Origin of the sequence: Stieleria varia (assembly GCF_038443385.1) — a bacterium.
In the GTDB taxonomy this organism is placed as follows: Bacteria; Planctomycetota; Planctomycetia; order Pirellulales; family Pirellulaceae; genus Stieleria; species Stieleria varia.
The window spans coordinates 2,028,668-2,051,240 of record NZ_CP151726.1; the positions used below are offsets into that span (position 1 = coordinate 2,028,668).

A 22,573-nucleotide genomic window follows, 5' to 3' on the forward strand; every position below is an offset into this window, starting at 1 on the left:
GCTCGGCCGGTGAGTCTTGGCATGGGTGATGCGTGGGTGGAGAGAAGAAGTCGTCATCGACTTGAAAACACGAACCATGACTCTCAGGAGATACTTCCCCATGCGGATTCACTTGATACTGGCTGCGGTAGTTGCCATCGCGTCCCTTTCCGTGACTGGCCTCGACAGGATCAAAGAAACGATCGGCTTGCCGACCGCCGCCGAGGAACATGTGACTCATGGCGGCGAGGTCAAAGCTGAGCACGAGAGTCCTGAGCATGACGAACACGATGAGCACGCCGCAGGTGAACACCACGCCAAGCACAAGATCGTTGTGACCAGTCCGGTTGCCAAGGACATCACGCTGACTCAGCAGTACGTTTGTCAGATCCATTCAAGGCGACACATCGAATTGTGTGCGTTGGAAGGCGGCTATCTGAAGGAAATTGAAGTCAACGAAGGTCAGTTCGTCAAAAAAGGGCAATCGCTCTTCCACATTTTGCCCACGCTGTACGAAGCAAGGCTGGACGCGGACATCGCAGAAGCTCAGTTGGCTCAGGTGGAGTACGACAACACCGAAAACCTTGTGCGGCAAAACATCATCTCGACCCAGGAGCTGAAGTTGGCGAAAGCCAAACTTGCCAAGGCGGTTGCGCAGGTCAAGCTGGCACAAGCCGAAATGAACTTTGCCGATATCAAGGCACCTTTTGATGGAATCGTCGACCGACTGCACGAGCAGGAAGGCAGTTTGATCGAAGAAGGTGCGGTTCTGACAACCATGTCAGACAATAGCGTGATGTGGGTGTACTTCAACGTGCCCGAAGCACGCTACTTGGAATACCAGACCGCGATCAACGCAGGGGAAAACCAAGACGGCTTGAACGTTCAATTGAAATTAGCCAATCACAAACTGTTTGATCATGCGGGAAAGATCGGCGCGATCGAAGCAGACTTTGATAGTGATACCGGAAACATTGCCTTCCGTGCCGATTTTCCAAATCCCGAAGGACTTTTGCGTCACGGTCAAACCGGAACGGTATTGATCCAACGCGTCGAGAAAGGGGCGATCGTGATTCCACAACGGGCAACATTCGAGATTTTGGCAAAGAAGTATGCCTATGTCATTGATGCAGACAACGTTGTGCACCAACGCGAAATTGTGATTCAGAACGAAAAGGACGACATCTTCTTGATCGCTGAAGGATTGCAAGCGGGTGAAAAAATCGTCTTGGAAGGCATCCGACAAGTGCGTGATGGCGAAAAGATTGAATACGAGTTTGAGGAGCCCGACACCGTATTCTCGAATCTCAAATACCACGCCGAATGATCGCCACTTCTTAGGCTTCGGCCAAACGATCCGTGACGCTGAAGGACACAGCGATCCTGAGCGGTCGCTGACCGCTTGATTTGTGCAAACAGTCCTGGGCGTAGGGGCATTCTGCGCCGACCCGACTGGTTGCTGCTGTCACCAACACAACCCATTTGCCCTGAACCCACCTCGCCAGCGGAAAGTCAGGACGACTCTCCCCATCAACCAGGATTGACACCCCGCCCATGTTCGAAAGATTCCTCCACCGCCCTGCGTTGGCTATCGTCATCTCGCTGCTGATCCTGTTCATGGGCGGACTGGCGATCAACGTTCTGCCGATTTCGCAATTCCCCTCAGTCGCCCCGCCCAGCGTTCGTGTCTCGGTCTCCTATCCAGGGGCCAGTGCAAAGATCCTGATCGACTCGACGATGGTGATTTTAGAGCAAGCCATCAACGGGGTGCCCAACATGCGGTACATGATGGGAGACGCCACCAGCGCCGGCGAAGGCACCATTCAAATCGTTTTCGAGCCTGGCACGGACCCCAATGTCGCGGTGATGAACGTCAACAATCGCGTGCAGATGGTCAAGAACAATCTGCCGCCAATTGTCGAGCGTGAGGGCATCATCGTGATGCAGAACATGACCAGCATGCTGATGTATGTGAACGTGTTCAGCAAGGATCCCAATGTCGATCAAAACTATCTCTACAACTACGCCACGGTCAACATCCTCAACGAAATCAAGCGGATTCCCGGCGTCGGGCGTGCCACGATTCTAGGCAACCGCTCGTACGCAATGCGAGTCGAGTTGGATTTGGACCGCATGCGGGCATACAAAGTCGATGCCGAAGACGTGATGAAGGCGCTCGATACACAGAGCATGATCGGTTCGCCGGGACGTTTGGGACAAGCCACCGGGACGACTTCGCAAACACTCGAATACGTATTGACCTGGGTCGGTCGTTACAAGACGCCAGAGGAATATAAGAAGATCATTCTGCGAGCGACGCCCGAAGGCGAAATCCTGCGACTCGGCGACGTTGCAAACGTTTCACTCGGATCCTCTTTCTACGACCTCTACTCCGACATCGATGGATTGCCGGCAGCCGCAATCGTGCTCAAGCAAACACCGGGATCCAATGCGGCTGAAGTGATCGAAAAGGTCAAGGAAAAGGTCGAAGAGATCAAGCAAAAATCGTTTCCACCGGGGATGGACTACGCCGTCACCTACGACGTGTCAAACTTCCTGGATGCGTCGATCGAAAAGGTGCTGCACACGTTGTTCGAAGCGTTCATTCTCGTCTCCTTGGTGGTCTACTTGTTCCTGGGCGATTTTCGCAGCACTTTGATTCCGACGTTGGCCGTTCCCGTTTCATTGATCGGAACGTTCTTTTTCATGCTGATGTTTGGCATGTCGATCAACCTGATCACGTTGTTCGCTCTAGTGTTGGCTATCGGCGTCGTGGTCGACGATGCGATCGTGGTGGTGGAGGCGGTGCATGAGAAGATGCACGCCAAGCACCTGGGTCCCTATCAAGCGACCCAGGAAGTGGTACGCGAAATCAGTGGAGCGATCATTGCGATCACGCTGGTGATGACGGCCGTTTTCGTGCCGGTGACTTTCATGACGGGGCCTGTTGGGGTGTTCTATCGCCAGTTTGCATTGACGATGGCAATGTCGATCGTCATTTCGGGCGTGGTGGCATTGTCACTCACACCCGTGTTGTGTGCGATGATTCTGAAACCGCTGGACGACAAGGGCCAACGTGGCATCGTCGGTGCGATCAATCGGGGGATGTCAAAAATCGCTGGCCAATATGATTTTGTCTTGCGAGGCCTACTGTGCCTGATACTGGGCTGCGCGGTGGGCGTGGCAGTCTACAGCCTACTGCACATTGAGATCGTTCACGAGGTCATTTCGGAGCAGGTTGAACTCAGTGACATGCGTATTTATGTCATCGCTGGGATAGCCGCCGTTCTCGCTGTCTTTTCGTTCCGTTCGACGTTCTCCGGGTTCAACGGTAGCCCCAAGAGACGAAGTCCCATCGGGGTGTTCTTGCACGTTTTTGACCGCGGTGTGGAGATGGTCACAGGCGGGTACGCAGCGGTGCTGAGACGTATCATCACTCGCCGTGTCATGACCGTCGTGGTGATCGGATTGTTCGGGTATGGCATCATGGTGGTCAACAAGGTGTTGCCCACCGGGTTCATTCCCCTGGAGGATCAAGGAATGATCTATGGCATCGTGCAAACGCCGCCTGGATCGACGCTGGAGTACACCAACGCAAAGTGTCATGAGCTGCAAGCGATCTGTGAGAAGATGGATGAGATCACATCTGTATCATCGATTGCGGGATACGAAGTTCTGACCGAGGGTCGTGGTTCCAACGCGGGCACCTGTATCATCAACTTGAAACCATGGGCCGATCGTGAACTGACATCCAAGCAGATCATTGAAGAATTAGAAAAACGCGGCACGGATATCGCCAACGTCAAGTTGGAATTCTTTGAACCACCGGCCGTCCCCGGCTTCGGAGCTGCTGGCGGTTTCTCCGTGAATTTGCTCGATAAAACCAATAGCGGCGACTACACGGCCTTGGGCGAGGAAACCGACAAGTTCATGGAGGCGTTGGGCAAACGGAAGGAACTCAAGGGTCTGTTCACTTTCTTTGCCGCCAACTATCCCCAGTACGAAATCATCATCGACAACGACGTTGCGATGCAGAAAGGGGTGTCGATACGTGACGCCATGGACAACCTGTCGATTGTCATCGGCAGTACTTGGGAACAGGGTTTCGTACGGTTCGGTCAGTTCTACAAGGTCTATGTTCAGGCCGCGCCCGAGTTCCGTCGTTACCCGGAAGACTTGGACAACATGTTTGTCAAAAACGAGGCTGGCGAAATGGTGCCCTATTCCGCATTCATGCGAATTGAAAAGAAACAGGGTTTGAACGAAATCAGCCGTTACAACTTGTATCCCACCGCGCCGATTCAGGGTGCACCTGCAGCGGGTTACAGCAGTGGAGAAGCGATTGCGGCGATCAAGGAAGTTGCGGCCGAGACATTGCCCAACGGTTTCGACATCGACTGGCGTGGTCTGGCGTATGACGAAGCCAAGGCGGGCAATACGGCGGTCTACATTTTCTTGATCGTGGTGATTTTCGTCTACATGGTTTTGGTGGGTCAGTACGAAAGCTTCATCATTCCTCTCGCTGTTTTGACATCATTGCCAGTGGGGATTTTTGGCTCCTTCGCTTTCTTAAAGGCGATGGGGTTGGCCAACGATGTCTATTGCCAGATCGGTCTGGTCATGCTGGTCGGTTTGTTGGGCAAGAACGCGATCTTGATCATCGAGTTTGCCGTTCAGCGACGTCAGGAGGGCCTGAGCATCATGGATGCCGGGGTGGAAGGTGGCAAGCTGCGTTTTCGCCCCATTTTGATGACATCATTTGCGTTCATCGCCGGTCTGATCCCGCTGGTTCGAGCGACGGGGCCTGGGGCGATCGGAAACCGAACGATCGGAACCACCGCGGTCGGCGGCATGTTGCTGGGGACGCTGATCGGAGTGTTGGTGATTCCCGGACTGTACTACCTGTTTGCTAAGTTTGCAGATGGACGCACCCTGATTCGGGATGAACACGACGAGCCACTGAGCGAGATTTTTGAACGCTGATGGAGAACGAATTTCACATCCTGATCGTTGACGACGAACCCAATATTCGCTCTGGGCTGGCTAAAGGTCTCGCCCAGTTTGCGGACAAGATCGAGACGGCGGGTTCGGTCAATGAAGGACTCGATAAGTTCGACGCTGGAAATTACCAACTCGTTATCGCCGATGTCCGCATGCCGGGCGATCGCGACGGCTTGGACTTGGTGTCGCTGGTGCAACAACGACGGCCTGGCACCACGACGATTGTCATCACGGCGCACGGAAACGTGGAAACCGCTGTGGAGGCCATGCGGAGAGGTGCGTTCGATTTCATCCTCAAACCAGTTGACCTGAATTTGATTCGGCAACAGGTGACCAGGGCGGCAAAGCACCACCGAATGCTTGATGAAAATCATCAGCTCAAAGAACAACTCGCCGCTGCCGGCGAGATCACCGGTATCATCGGCAACAGTCAATCGCTGCAAGACCTATTGGCTCAAATTCGACAAGTCGCGTCCACAGATGCAACGGTGATGATTCAGGGAGAAAGCGGTACGGGAAAAGAACTGATCGCGCGAGCCATACATGATCAAAGCAATCGATCGGCCAACCCATTCATTGCGGTGAACCTCGGCGCTCTACCCGAAACGCTGCTAGAAAGCGAACTGTTCGGTCATGAACGAGGATCCTTCACCGGGGCTTCGCGTCAAAAGCCAGGATGTTTTGAGCAAGCCATCGGCGGCACGCTGTTTCTGGATGAAATCACTGAGATTCCAGTGAAGAGCCAAGTCGATTTGCTCCGTGTGCTGGAAACGCAACGCTACACCAGATTGGGTGGCGAAGTGGAACTGCAATCAGACGCCAGGATCGTGTCAGCGAGCAACCGAGATGTCGCCCAAATGCTGGAAGATGGAACCTTTCGAGATGACCTGTACTATCGCCTGAATATCGTCCCCATCCAGGTCCCGCCGCTGCGTGCCCGTCGCGATGATATCCCTCTCTTGGTTCAGTATTTTCTTCAGCGTTTTTGCAAACGACATGGGCGCCCCTTGAAATCCGTCAGCAGCGACGCGATGCAGCGATTGACCGTCGCTCGCTGGCCGGGAAATGTTCGTCAGTTGCGCAATGTGATTGAGAGACTTGTCGTGACGTCGACCTCTGACGAGATTGGTGTGAGCGATTTGCCCGACGAACTGTGCCCCAGCGAGACCTTCACTTCGGTTGACCATTCTCAACGCACCCTGGCCGAGATCACTGAAGCCGCCGAGAAGTCTGGGATCGAGCAAGCGTTGGCCGCCAACGACCACCATCGCGAATTGACTGCCAAGTCGCTTGGAATCAGTGTGCGAACGCTGCACTATAAAATGAACAAGTACGACCTCTACTGATCGATTGCTTGGCTGCCGCAGTGAAGCGTAGAGGGCATCGCGATCAATGGACGAAACAAGCGAGGCATAGGATTTTTCAGACCGACCGTGACATTTAGCACAATCGTAAATGTGTCGGTTGGAGCCACCGTGAATTCCTTTGCGTTTTGCTAATCTGCAATCCAACACTGGCGCGGGCTGTTTTTGCGTCCTATCGTTCCGTGCTGCTCTTTTTAGCGCGGTTCCGTTGCCCGTTTTTGCCTCTCTCCTGATACGACCTCGTCATGACGTACCTCCTTGTTGCCTTGGGTGCCCTGGCAGTTCTCGCAGTGTTGTGGGGCGTCGTTCATCCGTTGGTGTGTCTTGTTCAGTGCGTGATATCCTCGGAGAACTCGAATGGACAAAAAGCCTTCTGGTTTCTGTTCACGCTGTTGACCGGATCTCTTGGTAGCACCCTTTATGGTTTGTTCGGAACTTGGTCGTCAGGGCTGCGTCGATTCACGGCGGGACTGGTGGCATCCAATCTGCTGATGATAGGCGGGATCATGGGGTGGCTCCATCAGCATCCTGAAATGATGGATGAAGTTCAGGCAATGGCGGGACCCAGGATGCAATGGGGTGAGGGGCAAAGCGTGCTGGGCGACTTGGCGATCACCCCAGCATCGTATTCTGAGGGAGAAAGGGAAGCTGGCGATTTGAGTTTTGAAGCGGCGACGCAAGAATCGGGTTGGATGACGGCGGAGAATGCAAATTCCGAAATGTCATCGGATAGCGGCAGTGATAAAACCGAACTGAAACTGGATGAATTGCAAAAAACAATCTCTGGCTTGCAGCAAGAGGTCCAACAAGAATTGCAGTCAAGTCGTGGACTGGAACCTGCCGTCACCCGCACCATGCCGCTGCCAACGCCCGAGCCTGCGTCTCAGAAACTTGCTCCATTGCCCCGTAAAGCGCCGCCGCGCTTCATTCCCCAAGGTCCTCGGGTTCAATCCAATCCCTTTGCTCAATAGTTCTGAGTTTGGCAAAGCGTTCGGTTGATGTTGCGATAAGTCTTTTCAAGTGGACGTGATTAGGGATAATCATCCGAAACAATCCACTGATCCACTTGATGAGCCATCGATGAGCGACCTACCCAATTGTCCGCAATGCGACTCGGAATACAGCTACGAGGACGGGCCACTGCTGGTCTGTCCGACTTGCGGACACGAATGGTCGCCTGCCGAGACCGAGTCATCGGAGGAAGATGTGACTCGCGACGCCAACGGCAATGTGCTGGAGAATGGTGACACGGTCGTTGTCATCAAAGACCTGAAGTTTCGCGGTGGCGTCGTCAAGGGCGGCACCAAGGTCAAGAACATTCGCATCGTCGATGGCGACCACGATATCGATTGCAAGATCGATGGAATCGGAGCGATGTCATTGAAATCCGAATTCGTCAAGAAGGCGTGATAGCGTCACCCTCCAGCGGCGGAATCATCCAGCACGACTCATGCCGTTGCATACCGATATGCGGGTAGTAGGTCATCGCTGCGGGGGCAGCCAGCAAGATCAACCGGGTATTCAATCCCGCGTGTTCGTGCGTCAGGTGAACCAGTTCGCGACCGATTCCGTGTCCTTGGTGGGCAACGTCGACGGCCAAATCCGAGAGGTACGTGCAGTACGCGAAGTCGGTGATCGCGCGTGCCACTCCGACAAGCAACTTATCAGCGTCACGAGCGGTGACGATCAGATCTGCGCCCGCGAGCATCTTGGCGATCCGCTGAGCGTCATCGATGGGGCGACGTTGATCCAGCGTGGACCGCCGCAGGACATCGATAAACTCTGCCGCAGTCAACTCGGGTTCGATCGCAAAAGCAGTTTGTTTGGTCATGCGTTGTTCTTGGTCAAAGGTTGCTGTTTTGTGGTGACCATACGGCAGGACTGGTCGGGGCTTGCGAGGGAGGGGGCGATGCGCACCGGTTGGGCATTTGAACACGGTTTGCCCAGCGTAGGCCTGGGCTGCCTAAAGGTTGGGGTAGACACGGACTTTCGTCTTGCATTTTTTGTTTCGCGAAGCTCCTTCCGTCAATCTTGTCTTGGCGGAGGAAACAACTGACGGCTACTTGCGCACGCCAAAAGAAATTCCTCACCGCCCGCGAATCGCCTTCGGCGATTCGCGGGCGGTGAGGAGATGAATGCGTTTAGGTTAATGTAGCTACCAGTTGTTGCTCCGAACCGGGGCAAGCCCGGCGGAAGCAAGGAATAAATCTTGCGCAAGCCGAGTATGCCACAACGCCAAATTTTGAACAGCCCAGGTTTAGCCTGAGCTGCCAAGACGTAGGGATGATGAACAGCTTACGCGTGCTCTGGTGCTTTATCACGACAGACTGCCAAGTTGATCGCAGTCTGCAACATGACTACGGTTTGCGAGACGAGATGTAGTCCTTTGCTGCCGTCTCAAAGTTGAAGACGAGTCCGGATGGCGTTGGTTTGGATTGTACGTCGCTGACGGTCAGGACATGGTTGCCCGCTGGTCTCTCGACGACAATCTTGGCTTGGTCGAGGTCGCCCGGTGTGGCGTAGAAGTCGAACCGACCTTGGTCATCGGTCAACTCGGGGGACGAGTGCGCAAAAAGTTGACTGAGATCATCTTTGCGAGAGTGAATTTCGACGAATGCCTTTGGCAGAGGACGACCATCGACTTTAAGCTGACCTGAGATGTTGATCGCCTTTTGCAGTTTCAGCTTGATCAACGCCCCACTCTCCGCATCGGGACTGAGCAGCTGGTATGCTGCTCTAAATTGACGACTGCGATCGTTGACTTCTTTTTCAAAGGCTTTCAGCTCATCGGGATCCGAGGGTGCATTGTCGTAGAGCTTTGAGATTTCCTCGGAAGTCAGGCCGGGGCGATGGGCATGAAGCCCGGCAAGGGACCAGTCAGAGGTGGTCAGTGTTAGTTTGCAACGTCCGCCTTTCTCTGTCGTCTGTGACTTCGCCAACTCCGTCGGCACAGGGAATTCCTGACCGTCTTGTTGGACGATTTGCATGTAGCGGGCTTCCACGGTGACGCCGTCGATCGGTTTGCCCTGTTCGTCTTGTACATAGACGAAGACGAAACGAGGAGGCTGTGCGACAAGACCTTTGTTGCTGAGGAGCAAGAAGGCAACCAGAAAACTGAAGGTGGTCAGTGAACGCATGGATTGACACCTCGCAGAGAGATTCCCAGCAACAGGCTACCGGCAACGACGTCGTTGGCGACGTGTCAGCAACATCGGTTTCCGTTCAGCTCTTAGTGTAGCCGACGGGCTGGGCGGTTTGTCGAGCTGGGCGGTTTGTCGATCCAATCGCTTTGAGGGGCGACAGATTTGACGACCATCCTCTCGTGGTCGGGTTAGTCTCCCGACGCGGCGGTGGCCGGGGTTTGGCTGAGGCATTTGGCGATTTGACGGACGGCCTGACGCAAGCGGTGTTCGTTTTCGACCAACGACATGCGCAAGTATCCTTCGCCCGCGGCACCGAATCCGCTACCGGGGCTGACGGCGACGTTGCCTTCCTCCAGCAACCTCATCGCGAAATCCATCGTGCTCATCGAGCTTCGCCACGGCTCGGGGACTTTCGCCCACACGAACATGCCGGCCTTAGGCGGTTCGACTTCCCAGCCCAGGCGACGCAGGCCGCTGACCAAGACGTCGCGGCGGCCTTGATAGATTTGAGATTGTCTCTGGACGCCTTCCTCTGTTTCTCGCAAAGCGACGATGGCGGCGATCTGGATGGCTTGGAACATACCGTAGTCGTAATAGCCTTTGATCGTGCCCAGGCCTCGGATCATCTCCGCGTTGCCCGCGCAAAATCCGACACGCCAGCCGGCCATGTTGTAGCCCTTGCTCATCGTCGTGAACTCGACGCCGACGTCTTTCGCTCCGGGGGCAGAAAGAAAGCTTGGCGGCATGTAGCCGTCGAAAGCGACATCGGCGTAAGCGAAGTCGTGGATCACCAGGAAGCGATACTTCTTTGCCAACCGGACGACTTCGACAAAGAAGTCCGGCTCGATGACGGCCGAGGAAGGGTTGTGGGGATAGTTGACGATCAGAATCTTGGGCGTCGGTGTCAGGTTTTCGCAAGTGTAGGCGACATTCCGCAGAAACTTGTCCGGGTCAGCAACGTCCAGTGCGACGACATTCCCCGAGGCGAGGATCACGCCATACATGTGCACAGGGAAATAGGGCGACGGGATCATCGCGGTGTCGCCCGGTCCCATCAGGGCCAAGCACATGTGCGAGAAACCTTCCTTGCTGCCCAAGCAGGAGATGATTTCCGATTCATGATCCAGCTCGACGCCATACTTGCGCGCGTATTTCTTTGCGACCTCGCGTCGCAGGTTGGCGATCCCGTTGGACTTGCTGTAGCCGTGGTTGCCGGGGTCGCTGGCGGCGTCTTGGAGTTTTTGGATCACGACGTCTTCGGGCGGATCGGACGGGTTGCCCATGCCCAAGTCGATGACGTCATCGCCGGCGCGTCGTTTTTGGTAAAGCGAGTTGTTGATGCGGCCGAACATGTACGGCGGCAAACGGTCGACGCGCGCCGCAAACTTCACCTCAAACGGCTCAGGGGTCGGATCGGTGGTTGGGGCCTGGATGGCTGGCGCGTCGATGTCGAATCGATCACCCGGGTCGTTTGAATTGCTCATGGCAAAAACGTTTTCGTCAAAGGGATGTCTTGGGATGCCGTGATGGGGCACCGCATCGGGTTGCGGTACGCCTATTGTCGGCAAGACACTGCGGTCCGCCCAGGGGTTCTCTTTGCCGTTGCCAATATCCGGTGGCCGTCGACCATTGGAGACTGCTGGCTTTGTGAGCCGCAAGGCGCTAGCCCGGATTATTCACCCAACTCACTGCGGTTTTCGCAATGCGTTTGCACAAAACGGTTTGCGCGTATTGGTACGAAAACAGTCTGCGCATATGAGCCGCCACGCGATAGCGTCCGGTTCTCACGCCTATACTCGGGAACCGGACGCTATCGCGTGCCGGCTGATGAATAATCCGGGCTAGCCGTTTGTTGATTTAGTCGTAGGTTGGCCACTCTTGGCCGACATTCAAGACTCAGACGGGCAAGAATGCCATCCTACGGTCTTTAATTCCCCAACACGGACTAAATCAAAAGGCCGCTAGCCGCGGGTAATTCGCCGTTACGGGCGGCTAGCGTCTTGCCGATCACCATTGTAGGGCTCAACACGACTCAGTCAGCAGTCCGGCTTTACGCGTGACAGTCGGTGATCAGCGGGCCGTTATGGCAGACAATCTTCCAATGCAGCCAGCAGGGTGAGCACGTGTTTGCGTTGTGCGGACTCGCCCATCAGGCCGATTCGCCAAGCTTTCCCTGCAAAAACGCCCAGCCCGCCGCCGATTTCCAGGTCGTAATCGTTCAGCAAGCGTCCGCGAATGGCTGCTTCGTCGATCCCCTCGGGGACCGAAACACAGTTGAGCGTGTAGAGGGAGTGCTGGGGGATATAGGAAAGACCGAGTTTTTCCAGACCGGCTCGCAGCAGTTGGTGCATCTCGGCGTGGCGTGCGATGCGGTTCTCCAAGCCTTCCTCGACCACGATCGCCAGGGCTTCGCGGAGCGCGTAAACCATGTTGATCGGGGCGGTGTGATGGTAGGCTCGCCCGCCTCCGCCGGTGTAGTAATTCTTGAGCATCGAGACATCGAGGTACCAGCTACGCACCGGCGTCTCACGTGCTTCCATGGCCTCCAGGGCACGAGGAGAAAACGAAACCGGCGACAGTCCGGGAGGGCAGGACAAGCATTTCTGTGTGCCCGAGTAAATCGCATCGATCCCCCAGTCGTCCACTGCGACTTCGTGACCGCCCAGCGAAGTCACCGCATCGACAGCGAGCAGCATGCCCGCATCATGTGCCATGTCGCCCAAGCCGGTCAGGTCTTGATGGGCGCCGGTCGACGTCTCCGCGTGAACGATACCGATCATCTTGGCCTTGGGGTGACGCTCGATCGCTTCGCCGAGTTGGTCCTTGGTGAAGGTTTCACCCCAGGGGACTTCGACGCTATGAACGGTCGCGCCGCATCGTTGCATGTTGTCTTTCATGCGGCCGCCGAAAACTCCGTTGATGCAAACGATGGCTTCGTCACCCGGTTCGAGCAAGTTGACCAGGACGGTTTCCATGCCCGCCATGCCGGTGCCGGAAACGGGAAACGTCAGCTTGTTTTCGGTGCGAAAGACTTGACGCATTAGTTCGCAGGTCTCGTCCATGTAGCCGATGTATTGCGGATCCAGGTGGCCAAGCGTGGGGGCGGATAACGCTTGCAGGATTCTGGCGGGCACGGTGCTGGGGCCGGGGCCCATGAGCAGACGTTGGCGGGGATGAAGCGGTGCGACCATGGATGAATATTGAGTTGGAGTGCGGGTGTGGTTGTGTACGTCAGGCTTTCTAGCCTGACACAAGCCGCAGAGTGTCAGCCTGGAAAGGCTGACGTACGGGTTTCTACGGGTTTCGTTGGGCTGCTACGGCGAGGCGTCGACGGCTTGCTTCTTGCGAGTCCGCCGTGAGGCGTCGGCGACCTTTTGCGGATCGTCCAACACAAGATAATGTCCGTGATCGGCGGTGACGATCACAGCAGTGCGGTCCCAAGCGTTGTTTTCTTCGATCCAGTAGACCACTTTCTCGAATGCGCCGTCGTTTCAATCATTACAGCCGGAACGGAACACCTGATCCACTCGATCGAAAAGTGAAATTGATTCATGTGATCGGTCGCCGCACATGGAATCAGGACTAGTATTGGTTCGTGACGGGGACGCGGGGCCAACAAGATTCAGCAACCAGATATTAAGCGTCCCCCCGTGCGAGGCGGGGTCGGTTCTTCGGAATCGGCCTCGCCTTTTTTTGTGCGCTGGCTCGCCACAGATGCATGCCACATTCTTTCCACAGTCGCTCGGCTTTCCAAGTCGATAGCGTGCTCCGCCACAGGCGTTGATTTCCGTCGTGCTTGTGTTGACCGTAGCTGCCAGTTGTTGCTCCGAACCGGGGCACGCCCGGCGGAAGCAATGAATAATCGTGTGCAGACCGAAAATCCCACAGCCCCAATCTTTTGACAGCCCCAGGCTAGGCCGCGGGGTGTTCTTTCTTGGCTTTGAGGTGTTGCCAGCCGGCTTGGATCGGGGAACCAAACGCGTAGAAACAGAACGCGAGAGGCAATGCGAGCCAATGGAGCAGGAAAACACCGCCCACGGCAAACAACGCCTGGCCGATCTGCGTGGGCGTCCGTCGCCCTCGAATCCATTGGGAGACAAGGTGCGGGTAGTTGAACCGCGAAACCATCAAAAAGGCCAACACGAGCGCGAGTCCCGGTATGAAAAAGTGAGACGCTTGTAGCACGTTGTCGGCAAATTGATGAACCCGTTCGTGATACATGTCATCGGTGGCCAACGATTTCAAATCGGGCATCGCGATGGCAAAGGCGGCCAGGGTTCCGGCGGCCGCGGGGCTGGGTAATCCTTCGAAACTCTCATGCGAATCTTCTTCGTCCGTTTCCACATTGAACCGTGCCAAACGGATCAATACACAGAGCGTGAACAGAACGCCGATCGCCCAAACCAAACGTTGGGGCAACAGATCCGAAAGCCCCCAGATGATTACGGCCGGTGCGGTGCCAAACGTGACCGCGTCACACAGGCTATCCAGTTGAGCGCCAAACTCGCTCTCTTGTCCGGTCATTCGAGCCGCTGATCCGTCCAAGGCGTCGAACAGCATTCCGCCGAAAATGAGCAATCCGGCAAAGAAAAGTTTTTGCTCCAGGGGCCAGCCCAGTGTCGCCGGATCGCTGACAGCGATCGCGATCGCTCCGAGACCACAAACGCCGTTGCCCAATGTCAACATCGTGGGCAGGACGGCCAGCGTCAGCCGCCGCCGTTTGGGTTTGCCCTGTTTGAGCAATTTGCTTCGCCCCGACGACGGACGAAAACTTTCATCGCTGTCGTCGATCGCGTTTTCGCCGTCTCGCTGTCCCATCCCACGCGAGGGCGATTCGGACATCGATTCGCCTGAGCGTTTTCGTCGAAACAGACCTTTTTTCAATTCACTCATAGAGGATTTGGTAGCCACCTGTGGCTTTTAGGGAGCTTGGATGAGTTGCCCCGTCGCTAATCTCATCGGCAATAAACTGTGATCTCTGGCGGACAGATCGACCGGCCGGGAGCATTGGCCGTCCGTTCAGTCTAATCATTTCTGGGCGTCGTCCGAGCGGACAAATCGATCACATTCGGGTTTGTTGACACGTTTCCAGCATTCAGCAGAGCCTATTGGACGGTCAAGTCATGCGGCCAGATCCGAAAAAAAGGGGGCGATGAAGACCGTTCTGCCCGACCTGAACGGCGAGAAACCTATCCGCTATAACATCTCCCTGTCGAGCAGAGCCGTTTTTTCGGTGAGCCGATCACACGAACAAGTCATTCTCTCGGTCAGCTTATCCGGTGTGGCCGTTTGGCTTGTGCCCCACCCTCATTGCTCGACCTCACTACAGAGTCCCAGACGCTGCCATGATGACCCCTCGATACTTGGTCGCATTTGACTCCCGCCGAGCCTTGCATCGTTTTACCGATGTGCTGGTGATCGGAGGAGGCGTGGCCGGTTTGCGAGCAGCCAATTCCATCGACCCTCACCATTCGGTGCTGGTGATCACCAAAGACCGATTGCGGGAGTCCAACAGCAACTACGCTCAAGGCGGAATCGCGGGCGTGATCGACCCCGATGATCGCTTCGAGGATCACATCAACGATACGTTGATCGCGGGCGCCAACCTGTGCGATCTGGATGTGGTCGGCTTGGTCATCCGAGAGGCTCCACGGCGAATCGAAGAACTCGTGCGTTGGGGGACGCAGTTTGATGCTGAAGCCGACGGCGATTTGGAATTGGGACGTGAAGGCGGCCATAGTCACGAACGCATTGTGCATGCCAGAGGCGATGCGACCGGCGCGGAAATCATGCGAGCGATGATTCAACGTACTCGCGATGCAGAGAACATTGACATCGTGGAGAACACCTTTACGATCGACCTGTTGACCCACGAGGGACGATGCAGAGGTGCTGTCGTCAAATCACCCGAGGGACCACCGATGATCGTTTGGGCGAGGGAGACGATTTTGTGCACCGGCGGTGCTGGTCAGATTTATCGAGAATCCACCAACCCGTCCGTTGCCACCGCCGACGGAACATCGCTCGCCTATCGTGCCGGAGTTCAATTGCGTGACATGGAGTTCATGCAGTTTCACCCCACAGTGTTGTACATCGCCGGTTCGTCACGTTCGTTGATCACCGAAGCCGTACGCGGGGAAGGCGCGCACCTGCTGGACAGCAACGGTCATCGGTTCATGCCGGACTACGACAAACGCGAGGAGTTGGCGCCGCGTGATGTCGTCAGCCAAGCCATCATCCGCCAGATGGCGAAAACATCCCATCCGTGTGTCTATCTGGATCTGTCACATTTGGATCGACAGCATGTCCTGAGCCGGTTTCCCGGAATCGCCAAGACCTGCCAGCAATTCGGATTGGACATTGCCAGCGACCGAATCCCCGTTCGTCCCGGTGCCCACTACATGCTGGGTGGCGTGACCGTGGATCGACAAGGCCGCACGAGCATGCCCGGCTTGTGGGCGGCTGGAGAAGTCACCAGCAGTGGACTGCACGGCGCGAACCGTTTGGCTAGCAACAGTCTGCTGGAAGGTCTCGTGTACGGTGCCGCGGCGGGCGAAGCAGCCTCGCGATCTGTCGGCGAGGAGTCCCGCACGATGGTCGCGTTGCCGATCCGGCATCCACGCAAGGAATCCGCGGAGTCGATCGATACCGAAGACGTCCGGGTTTCATTGAAAAGCTTGATGGGGCGGTTGGCCGGAGTCGAACGCGACGCGAAAGGGTTGCAGGAAGCCGCCGACTCGATTCGTTCCTTCGCCGCGTACGTGATGCCGCATCAATTTGCCACGGTCGCCGGATGGGAACTACAAAACCTCATCACCACCGCGGCCATCATGGTCGATTCGGCATTGGCACGCACCGAATCACGCGGTGTGCATTTTCGCAGTGATTTTCCCGAAACATCGGATGATCATTGGCGTCGTCACCTGCTGGTTCAAATCGATGTCAATGGTGGCCATCCCGCGATCGGTGAATTGCTGGAAAAATAGCACGATGCACCACCTGGGCTCGGCCCCCCCCGATGAAGTTGCCCGGAAGCGTTAGAATCAAGCGGACATGGTTTCACCGGATGAACCGTTATGGCATTTGTTGACTACATGAATCGTAAGGGAGGTCATTGCGAGTGAGTAACCCGTTGACTGAAAAGATCGTTCAGGATCATGACGAAGTCCCGTTGGTGATTCATTCCAACGTGACCGGGCCGATCAGTGAAATGAGTTTCCTGCGGCGTGCGTTGTTGTTCGCTGAGTTGTCCATGGTCTCCTACAACGACGAAGCCGAGGCGACGGTGGCCGCGGCCATGGCTGGGTTTACCGACGTGACGTTCTATGACAACGACGGTTCGCAAGCGTTTCGATTTCGAAACGACCACGATTGCGTGATCGCATGTCGAGGCACCGAGCCCAACGACTGGAATGATGTACAAGCCGACGCGAACGCGCGGAGCGTGTTGGCTGAAACGGTCGGCAAAGTCCACCGAGGTTTCAAAAAAGAAGTCGATGACTTGTGGCCGATGCTGGAAACCGCTCTGATCGACAACGATCAATCGCTCTACTTTTGCGGTCACTCTCTGGGCGGTGCCATGGCAACCATCTCCGCAGGCCGTTGCTTTCTCTCACACATCGACAGCAACCCCACCGAACTGTTCACCTACGGCAGCCCACGAGTCGGTGACACGCGATACATCAACTATGTCAGCATGGATCACTTTCGATTTGTCAACAACAACGACATCGTCACTCGAGTGCCACCGATCCTGCTGGGGTATCGACATTGTGGTTATGAAGTCTACTTGGATCGAAACTGTCGTATCCGAAAACTGAGCTACGCGTCCAAACGTCGTGACCGTTGGCGCGGCTTCTTTCGCGGTCTGAGAAAATGGAAAATCGATCACTTTGCCGACCATTCGATCCATCGCTACATCGAAGGCATTTTGAAAGCCGTTCGCGATGAAGACGATGCGATCGCGCGAGGGCTGTCGCCCAAGCCGCCTGAGGCATACGCCAAGGTCACTCGCAACGACAAGAACACCCGCAAAGATCAAAACACACCGACAGGCATGCCGCCAGGCACACCATCGCCTACGAGTACACCATGACAAAAAATGATGACGTTCGTGAAAATGAATCCGGTCGCCCCAGCCACGTCGAGATCGACGGGGTCCGGCTAAAGCTTGCGCAACCTTTCTCTTCGCCGGGTCAGTGGATCGGACAGCGAGAGATTTTGAGCCAACTGCTGGCCTGTTGGATTTCGCTGGACGAAGCCGATCTGCCGCTCACACCTCGACTCGTCGGTTCACCCGGAGTGGGCAAGACGCAACTGGCAATCGCGGCAGCGCTCGCTCAGCAGCGACCGTTGTACATCTACCAGTGCACCGCAGACACGCGACCAGAGGACTTGCTCGTCACGCCGGTGCTCAGCCAACACGGCGAGATCTCCTATCACGCATCACCGCTGGTGACCGCAATGGTTTGTGGAGGTGTCTGCGTGCTGGACGAAGGAAACCGAATGAACGAAAAGTCCTGGGCGTCACTCGCGCCGTTGCTGGACAATCGTCGTTATGTCGAGTCGATCGTCGCTGGCATCACGATTCACGCCGATCGTGAATTTCGGGCGGCCGTGACGATGAATCAAGACGAGTCAACGTTCGAGATTCCCGACTATATCATGAGCCGCTTACAACCAACGCTGTCGGTCGGCTTTCCCAGCAAGCAAGATGAGATGGCGATCCTGCAGTATCACTTGCCGTTCGCCGAACCCGAGATGCTGGCGATGACGGTCGAGTTTCTGCAACGCAGCCACGAACTGAAACTCGACTTCAGCCCGCGAGACGGCATCAACCTGCTACGGTTTGCACTCAAACGCATCGCCCAAGACCCGACCCACCCCGTGGGACGTGATCAAGCCTGGCAGGAAGCACTTGAGAAATGTTTGGGGGACGAAGCCGTTGATCTGGAATCACTCGCCCAACGTCGCCGCCGAACACTCGGAGGCGACGCCGTCCCATTGGGGCTGGCCGATCTGTTCTTCGATCCCGACGATCCGATGCACCCCGATCGCGACGAGTTGGACCAGATCGACGACTTGGATGACGATGACGACGATATCGAGTACTAAGTACGTCAGGCTTTCCAGCCTGACTCTCAGCAACCCGTACGTCAGGCTTTCCAGCCTGACTCTCAGGGTATGTCAGCCTGGTAAGGCTGACGTACTACCGAACCTCCACACAATCCGAGGAAACCATGATGGCGGCGTCCCCTACGATCTATGGCATCATTAACCTTGCCTCGCAATTCATCTTCTTTGTCGGGCTCTGCTGGGGGATCGCCTATGGAATGATGAACCGAGAAAAGTACCCGCAAGCCTCCGGCCGATTGGTCTTGGGCTTTGCCATCTTGATGATTCATTTCTTGCTGGGCGCGTTCATCTTCCCGGTTATCGCTGGCTTCACTGACCGTGAGTTGATTCCGTTGGTCTTCGCAATTCTCGGATTCATCCGAACCCCGATCCAACTGCTGGGGCTCGGGCTCATCGCAACCGCCGTCTACATGAACCGAAAGTCAGCTTTCGACGCTGATGAGATCCCCATCCGCCCCCGCATCATCGACGACCAAAACCCCTACGCCTCGTCCTAGGGAATGCTCCAGTCGATTTAGTCTTTCGACTCGCTGGATGAACTGCCGACGACCAACATCGCTGGAAAAATCAGCAGGTCGCCGATCAGAGCGGTGACGAGTGTCAGTGCACTCAATCCGGCAAACAACCTCACTCCCGGCAGCGGGCTGGTCATCATCGCGGCGAAACCCGAGAACAAGATGATCGTGGTGACGACCAACGCGGGGCCGACTTGACGAACGGCCTTCATCGCCGCCGATCGGGCATCACGGTCATAGCGACGTACGGCCCGATATCGGATCAGCAAATGCAGCGTGTCGTCCACGGCCAAGCCGAGACACAGCGAGAACGTCAACGCAGCGGTGATCAACAGCGGGTAGCCACAGAAACTCAATCCCGCTGCGGTGACCAGCAATGGTAACACGTTGGGGACCACGCTCAACAATCCGGTTTTGATCGAACGAAATGCGATCGTGAAGACGATGAAGATCAAAACCGCAGCGACCGCTAGGCTGCGGGCCAAGTCCATGATCACCAGATTCATATTGCGCGATGCCGCGACGACCGTCCCCGTGATGGTGAATTCAAAATCGGGAAACTCCTGACGCAGCGCCTCTAGCTCCACATCGACACCTTGGATCCGTTTGTTCAATGCCGCAGCACCATCGTTGGGCACACGTGCGGTGACCACCAACGATCGCGCCGACTCATTCATCAATCCACTTTGAATCGCTTCAGGCATTCGATCGATCATGCGAAAGCGATCGCGCATCGTCCGCCCGGGAACGGAGGCCAGCACGTTGCCGATAGAAAAGGTGCCAGAGAACTGAGGGGCAGCACGAAGAATCGACTGCGCCCTGGCGGTCGCCTTGATGATCTGGGAGTCAGGCATCTGATAGGACTCGGGCCAACGAACGGTCACATAGCACAATAACGCGCCGCCCAATTTGTCGTCCGCGTGACGCATGGCGACTGCTGACGAAGAGTGGTCGGGAATGGTCTCGGTCCAAACGATGTCGGGCTCCTGAGACAACGCAGGCCCGAGCAGCAACACGCACAGCCCGACTCCGATGGCCGCGGTGAGCCGGGACCGGCGAACCATCGGAGCGACCATGCGTTCGATCCAGTCCGACATCCGATGCGTCGCCGTTGCATTCGTGATCAGCCAACGCTTGGGCAACCACATCACCAGGGTGGGCAGAACGACAATGTTTGCCAGCATGGCGAAGCTGGTGCCGACCGCCGTCCACATTCCAAAAGCGGCGACGCTGGGTGTTCGTGAAAGCATGAGGGAACCGAAACCGATGACGGTGGTCACCGAAGTCAACCAGCAAGCCGGGCCGACGCGGACCAGCCCTCGGTAGGCCGCGTTTCGTGAAGTTCGTCCCGCTCGCAGTTCGTTTTGCATCTCCAACAGCAGATGGACCGAGTCTGTCAGCCCGATCGTGAACACCAGATTGGGCAGCGCCGTCAGCAACCCACCGACTTGTTCGCCGCACGCCGCCATCAATCCAAAGGTCCAAATCGCGCCGACGGCTGGGGCGGTGACGACCACCACGACCGCAACCAGCCCACGAAACAAAGCCAGGGCGACGAAAAAGGCCACGATGGCCGCGGCGGTGCAACTGATGAACATCGCCCGCTGCAAACTGTTCAAAACATCGTCGCGGATGGCGGTGTGTCCGGCGATGTGAACGGTTGCGCCAGTATCGGTTTCGTATTGACGGGCAAAACGTTTCGTCGGCTCGATGACCTGCGTGATCCCTGAGACCGCCAATGAATCGCCTTCGATCCGCGCCCACATCGCCAACATCTTTCCGTCGTCGGAAATCAATTGATCCTTGCTGATCGGATGCTTGATCAGTTCCGAGAGCAACGTCTCCGCGTCGAAACCCGCCCCGTCGTCCGCCACATCGCGAGGAATCAGCGGAATCATCGAACCGGTTCGCCTGCGAACATCCAGGATGCTCGCGACGTATTGGACACCGGGCAGCTCTTGGAGCTGATCCCGCAGCTTTCGCAACTGCTGGAGCTGGTTCCACTGCAGCAGGTCATCGCCTTCGATCAACAGCACCACGTCATTGTCGTCGCGACCATATTCGTCGTGAAAGCGTGCCAGGTCACGGGAGGTTTGATTGTCCGACGTGATGGTCGCGCTTGGCTGAATGTCGAAACTGATCTGCGTCATACAGACCGCCATCACGAGCGTCGTGATGACCGATCCGATCGCCCAGAATTTGGGGCAGGCGAGCACCAGTCGGGCGATGTGCCGAATCAACTTCGTTCACCTGTGATCATGGATTTGATTCGTGCAGTCGGAAACACGCAGTCGGATTTCATTGGCCAAGCAACTTATCAGCGGCAGATTTTTGCGAGCATGCTCGAACTGGCCCAGTCGGGTCTGTCTCGCAAATCCTACCAGTTCCATGAACGCTTTGCCCGCCACAACGACCCCGCCGATGGAACCGGTGACCGACGCGCCGCCTTCCCAATAAAACGTGCTGGTGGTTCCACGTGTGTCGAACTCACAGGAGTCAAAGTCTGCATCGACGGTCAATTCCCAGCGAACACCGTCCACGGGGTCTGTCACCGTGACTTGGGACGCCACCGGATAAACCGCTTGAGACAACTCCGAGCGGAACTCCCGAAGCGTGCGGAGTTGAATGTGTTGCTCGTCGATCAATCGGACCTTGCCGTCTGGAAAGATGATCGCGGCTCGTGCACAGGTGCTCGGCTGGTCTCTGCGGTGGATGTGATAAATCATCAACTCGCAATCGTTGTCCAATTGAATGGACATCCAAATCCAACCGGCGACGGTCGGGTCGGGGCCGATTTCGCCGTACTCGCGATCCAGCCAAGCCGTGCCGTCAACGTTCCGCGTCGCACCCTCGATTTCGATCGATCCGGACACCGACATTCGCGAGTATGAGACATGATGCGATCGCCTGGGCAGCAGGTGGCCGAACAGACCGTCGGGACCGTACCGGGCGATCGGCTTGCTGGGCACCATTTCCAAATTCAACGTGCAATCCGCCGCGTTGGCAGCGAGTCGATGGCGATCCTGTTCCACGACCAAAGACATGTCTTTGAGTTTCAGGTCGACGTCATTGGGCCCTGAATCCACTTGCCAGCCGAAGACTCGTCGATGAGAAAAATGTGTCCTTCGCTGTTGGTAATCGGTCAGCGAGACGTGCCCGAAACCGATCTCGGTGCCTAGTAATCGAAGGGGCAAGACCCGTCCGATAGAAAACCCCGTCGCGTTGAATCGAAAAAACGCAGTATGAAACGAATAACGATCGCTGCCAGATTGCAGGTGCCCGTTGTAGTACCACCATTCCACGGGCGCATCGTTCTTGGCTCGAATGAACGCCAGACCCAATTGATCCGCTCGAAGATCGTCGGTGCCACTGGCGTACGTGGCAGTCTGTTCAGATTCTGACAAAGACATCTTTCGACATGGGGCAGTGGAGTCGT

17 protein-coding genes are annotated in these 22,573 nt (G+C 56.2%); 9 read left to right on the forward strand and 8 right to left on the reverse strand.

From position 1 onward, the window contains the following. Nucleotides 1-76 precede the first annotated feature (76 nt). The 5 genes from Pla52nx_RS06985 (at nt 77) to Pla52nx_RS07005 (ending at nt 7,754) form a co-directional block, all read left to right on the forward strand. Nucleotides 77-1,306 (forward strand): efflux RND transporter periplasmic adaptor subunit, encoded by a 1,230-nt coding sequence (locus Pla52nx_RS06985; protein WP_342190357.1) that lies wholly within the window; start codon nt 77-79, stop codon nt 1,304-1,306. A 227-nt stretch (nt 1,307-1,533) separates the two neighbouring features. After that, the gene (locus tag Pla52nx_RS06990) at nt 1,534-4,962 is read left to right on the forward strand and encodes an efflux RND transporter permease subunit (RefSeq protein WP_146522342.1); all 3,429 of its coding nucleotides are present in this window, start codon (nt 1,534-1,536) and stop codon (nt 4,960-4,962) included. Then, complete coding sequence (locus Pla52nx_RS06995; RefSeq protein WP_146522343.1) at nt 4,959-6,326, forward strand: sigma-54-dependent transcriptional regulator; 1,368 nt, start codon at nt 4,959-4,961, stop codon at nt 6,324-6,326. Before Pla52nx_RS06990 ends, Pla52nx_RS06995 begins: the two co-directional genes overlap by 4 nt. Nucleotides 6,327-6,589: 263 nt before the next feature. Beyond that, entirely contained in the window at nt 6,590-7,315 is a 726-nt protein-coding gene (locus Pla52nx_RS07000) for a hypothetical protein (RefSeq protein WP_146522344.1), read from the forward strand. Between the two features lie 109 nt (nt 7,316-7,424). Then, complete coding sequence (locus Pla52nx_RS07005; protein WP_146522345.1) at nt 7,425-7,754, forward strand: zinc ribbon domain-containing protein YjdM; 330 nt, start codon at nt 7,425-7,427, stop codon at nt 7,752-7,754. Here the strand turns inward: Pla52nx_RS07005 and Pla52nx_RS07010 are convergent. From Pla52nx_RS07010 to Pla52nx_RS07035, 6 genes are all read right to left on the reverse strand, one after another. Next, complete coding sequence (locus Pla52nx_RS07010) at nt 7,741-8,175, reverse strand: GNAT family N-acetyltransferase (protein ID WP_146522346.1); 435 nt, start codon at nt 8,173-8,175, stop codon at nt 7,741-7,743. The genes Pla52nx_RS07005 and Pla52nx_RS07010 overlap by 14 nt on opposite strands. A gap of 526 nt (nt 8,176-8,701) precedes the next feature. Beyond that, on the reverse strand, nt 8,702-9,481 hold the full coding sequence (locus tag Pla52nx_RS07015) for a hypothetical protein (RefSeq protein WP_146522347.1): 780 nt from the start codon (nt 9,479-9,481) through the stop codon (nt 8,702-8,704). Between the two features lie 194 nt (nt 9,482-9,675). Further along, nucleotides 9,676-10,971: an aminotransferase class I/II-fold pyridoxal phosphate-dependent enzyme gene (locus tag Pla52nx_RS07020; protein WP_146522348.1), complete on the reverse strand. Its 1,296-nt coding sequence runs from the start codon at nt 10,969-10,971 to the stop codon at nt 9,676-9,678. Nucleotides 10,972-11,568: 597 nt separating this feature from the next. Next, on the reverse strand, nt 11,569-12,678 hold the full coding sequence (locus Pla52nx_RS07025; RefSeq protein ID WP_146522349.1) for a pyridoxal-phosphate-dependent aminotransferase family protein: 1,110 nt from the start codon (nt 12,676-12,678) through the stop codon (nt 11,569-11,571). Between the two features lie 123 nt (nt 12,679-12,801). Continuing rightward, on the reverse strand, nt 12,802-12,957 hold the full coding sequence (locus tag Pla52nx_RS07030; protein ID WP_197454934.1) for a hypothetical protein: 156 nt from the start codon (nt 12,955-12,957) through the stop codon (nt 12,802-12,804). Nucleotides 12,958-13,399: 442 nt separating this feature from the next. Then, nucleotides 13,400-14,380, reverse strand: coding sequence for a CDP-alcohol phosphatidyltransferase family protein (locus Pla52nx_RS07035; RefSeq protein WP_231742372.1), 981 nt, complete (start codon nt 14,378-14,380; stop codon nt 13,400-13,402). A gap of 452 nt (nt 14,381-14,832) precedes the next feature. Between Pla52nx_RS07035 and nadB the strand changes: the two genes are divergently transcribed. From nadB to Pla52nx_RS07055, 4 genes are all read left to right on the forward strand, one after another. Continuing rightward, the gene (nadB, locus tag Pla52nx_RS07040; RefSeq protein ID WP_146522350.1) at nt 14,833-16,473 is read left to right on the forward strand and encodes an L-aspartate oxidase; all 1,641 of its coding nucleotides are present in this window, start codon (nt 14,833-14,835) and stop codon (nt 16,471-16,473) included. A gap of 134 nt (nt 16,474-16,607) precedes the next feature. Then, nucleotides 16,608-17,582, forward strand: a complete 975-nt coding sequence (locus tag Pla52nx_RS07045) for a lipase family protein (protein ID WP_231742376.1) — start codon at nt 16,608-16,610, stop codon at nt 17,580-17,582. Continuing rightward, the gene (locus tag Pla52nx_RS07050; RefSeq protein WP_146522351.1) at nt 17,579-18,601 is read left to right on the forward strand and encodes an AAA family ATPase; all 1,023 of its coding nucleotides are present in this window, start codon (nt 17,579-17,581) and stop codon (nt 18,599-18,601) included. The genes Pla52nx_RS07045 and Pla52nx_RS07050 overlap by 4 nt, the downstream gene beginning before the upstream one ends. Nucleotides 18,602-18,729: 128 nt before the next feature. Further along, complete coding sequence (locus tag Pla52nx_RS07055) at nt 18,730-19,119, forward strand: hypothetical protein (RefSeq protein WP_146522352.1); 390 nt, start codon at nt 18,730-18,732, stop codon at nt 19,117-19,119. 17 nt (nt 19,120-19,136) lie between these two features. Here the strand turns inward: Pla52nx_RS07055 and Pla52nx_RS07060 are convergent, their stop codons facing one another. Both Pla52nx_RS07060 and Pla52nx_RS07065 read right to left on the reverse strand, forming a co-directional pair. Continuing rightward, entirely contained in the window at nt 19,137-21,377 is a 2,241-nt protein-coding gene (locus Pla52nx_RS07060; RefSeq protein WP_146522353.1) for an efflux RND transporter permease subunit, read from the reverse strand. A gap of 6 nt (nt 21,378-21,383) precedes the next feature. After that, complete coding sequence (locus Pla52nx_RS07065; RefSeq protein ID WP_146522354.1) at nt 21,384-22,547, reverse strand: lipocalin-like domain-containing protein; 1,164 nt, start codon at nt 22,545-22,547, stop codon at nt 21,384-21,386. Between the last annotated feature and the right edge of the window lie 26 nt (nt 22,548-22,573).

Excerpts from the sequence above, each read along its gene's own strand:
- Pla52nx_RS06985 (WP_342190357.1), top strand. The coding sequence starts at position 77 with ATGACTCTCAGGAGATACTTCCCCATGCGGATTCACTTGATACTGGCT.
- Pla52nx_RS06990 (WP_146522342.1), top strand. The coding sequence starts at position 1,534 with ATGTTCGAAAGATTCCTCCACCGCCCTGCGTTGGCTATCGTCATCTCG.
- Pla52nx_RS07000 (WP_146522344.1), top strand. The coding sequence starts at position 6,590 with ATGACGTACCTCCTTGTTGCCTTGGGTGCCCTGGCAGTTCTCGCAGTG.
- Pla52nx_RS07005 (WP_146522345.1), top strand. The coding sequence starts at position 7,425 with ATGAGCGACCTACCCAATTGTCCGCAATGCGACTCGGAATACAGCTAC.
- Pla52nx_RS07010 (WP_146522346.1), bottom strand. The coding sequence starts at position 8,175 with ATGACCAAACAAACTGCTTTTGCGATCGAACCCGAGTTGACTGCGGCA.
- Pla52nx_RS07015 (WP_146522347.1), bottom strand. The coding sequence starts at position 9,481 with ATGCGTTCACTGACCACCTTCAGTTTTCTGGTTGCCTTCTTGCTCCTC.
- Pla52nx_RS07020 (WP_146522348.1), bottom strand. The coding sequence starts at position 10,971 with ATGAGCAATTCAAACGACCCGGGTGATCGATTCGACATCGACGCGCCA.
- Pla52nx_RS07025 (WP_146522349.1), bottom strand. The coding sequence starts at position 12,678 with ATGGTCGCACCGCTTCATCCCCGCCAACGTCTGCTCATGGGCCCCGGC.
- Pla52nx_RS07035 (WP_231742372.1), bottom strand. The coding sequence starts at position 14,380 with ATGAGTGAATTGAAAAAAGGTCTGTTTCGACGAAAACGCTCAGGCGAA.
- nadB (WP_146522350.1), top strand. The coding sequence starts at position 14,833 with ATGATGACCCCTCGATACTTGGTCGCATTTGACTCCCGCCGAGCCTTG.
- Pla52nx_RS07050 (WP_146522351.1), top strand. The coding sequence starts at position 17,579 with ATGACAAAAAATGATGACGTTCGTGAAAATGAATCCGGTCGCCCCAGC.
- Pla52nx_RS07055 (WP_146522352.1), top strand. The coding sequence starts at position 18,730 with ATGGCGGCGTCCCCTACGATCTATGGCATCATTAACCTTGCCTCGCAA.
- Pla52nx_RS07065 (WP_146522354.1), bottom strand. The coding sequence starts at position 22,547 with ATGTCTTTGTCAGAATCTGAACAGACTGCCACGTACGCCAGTGGCACC.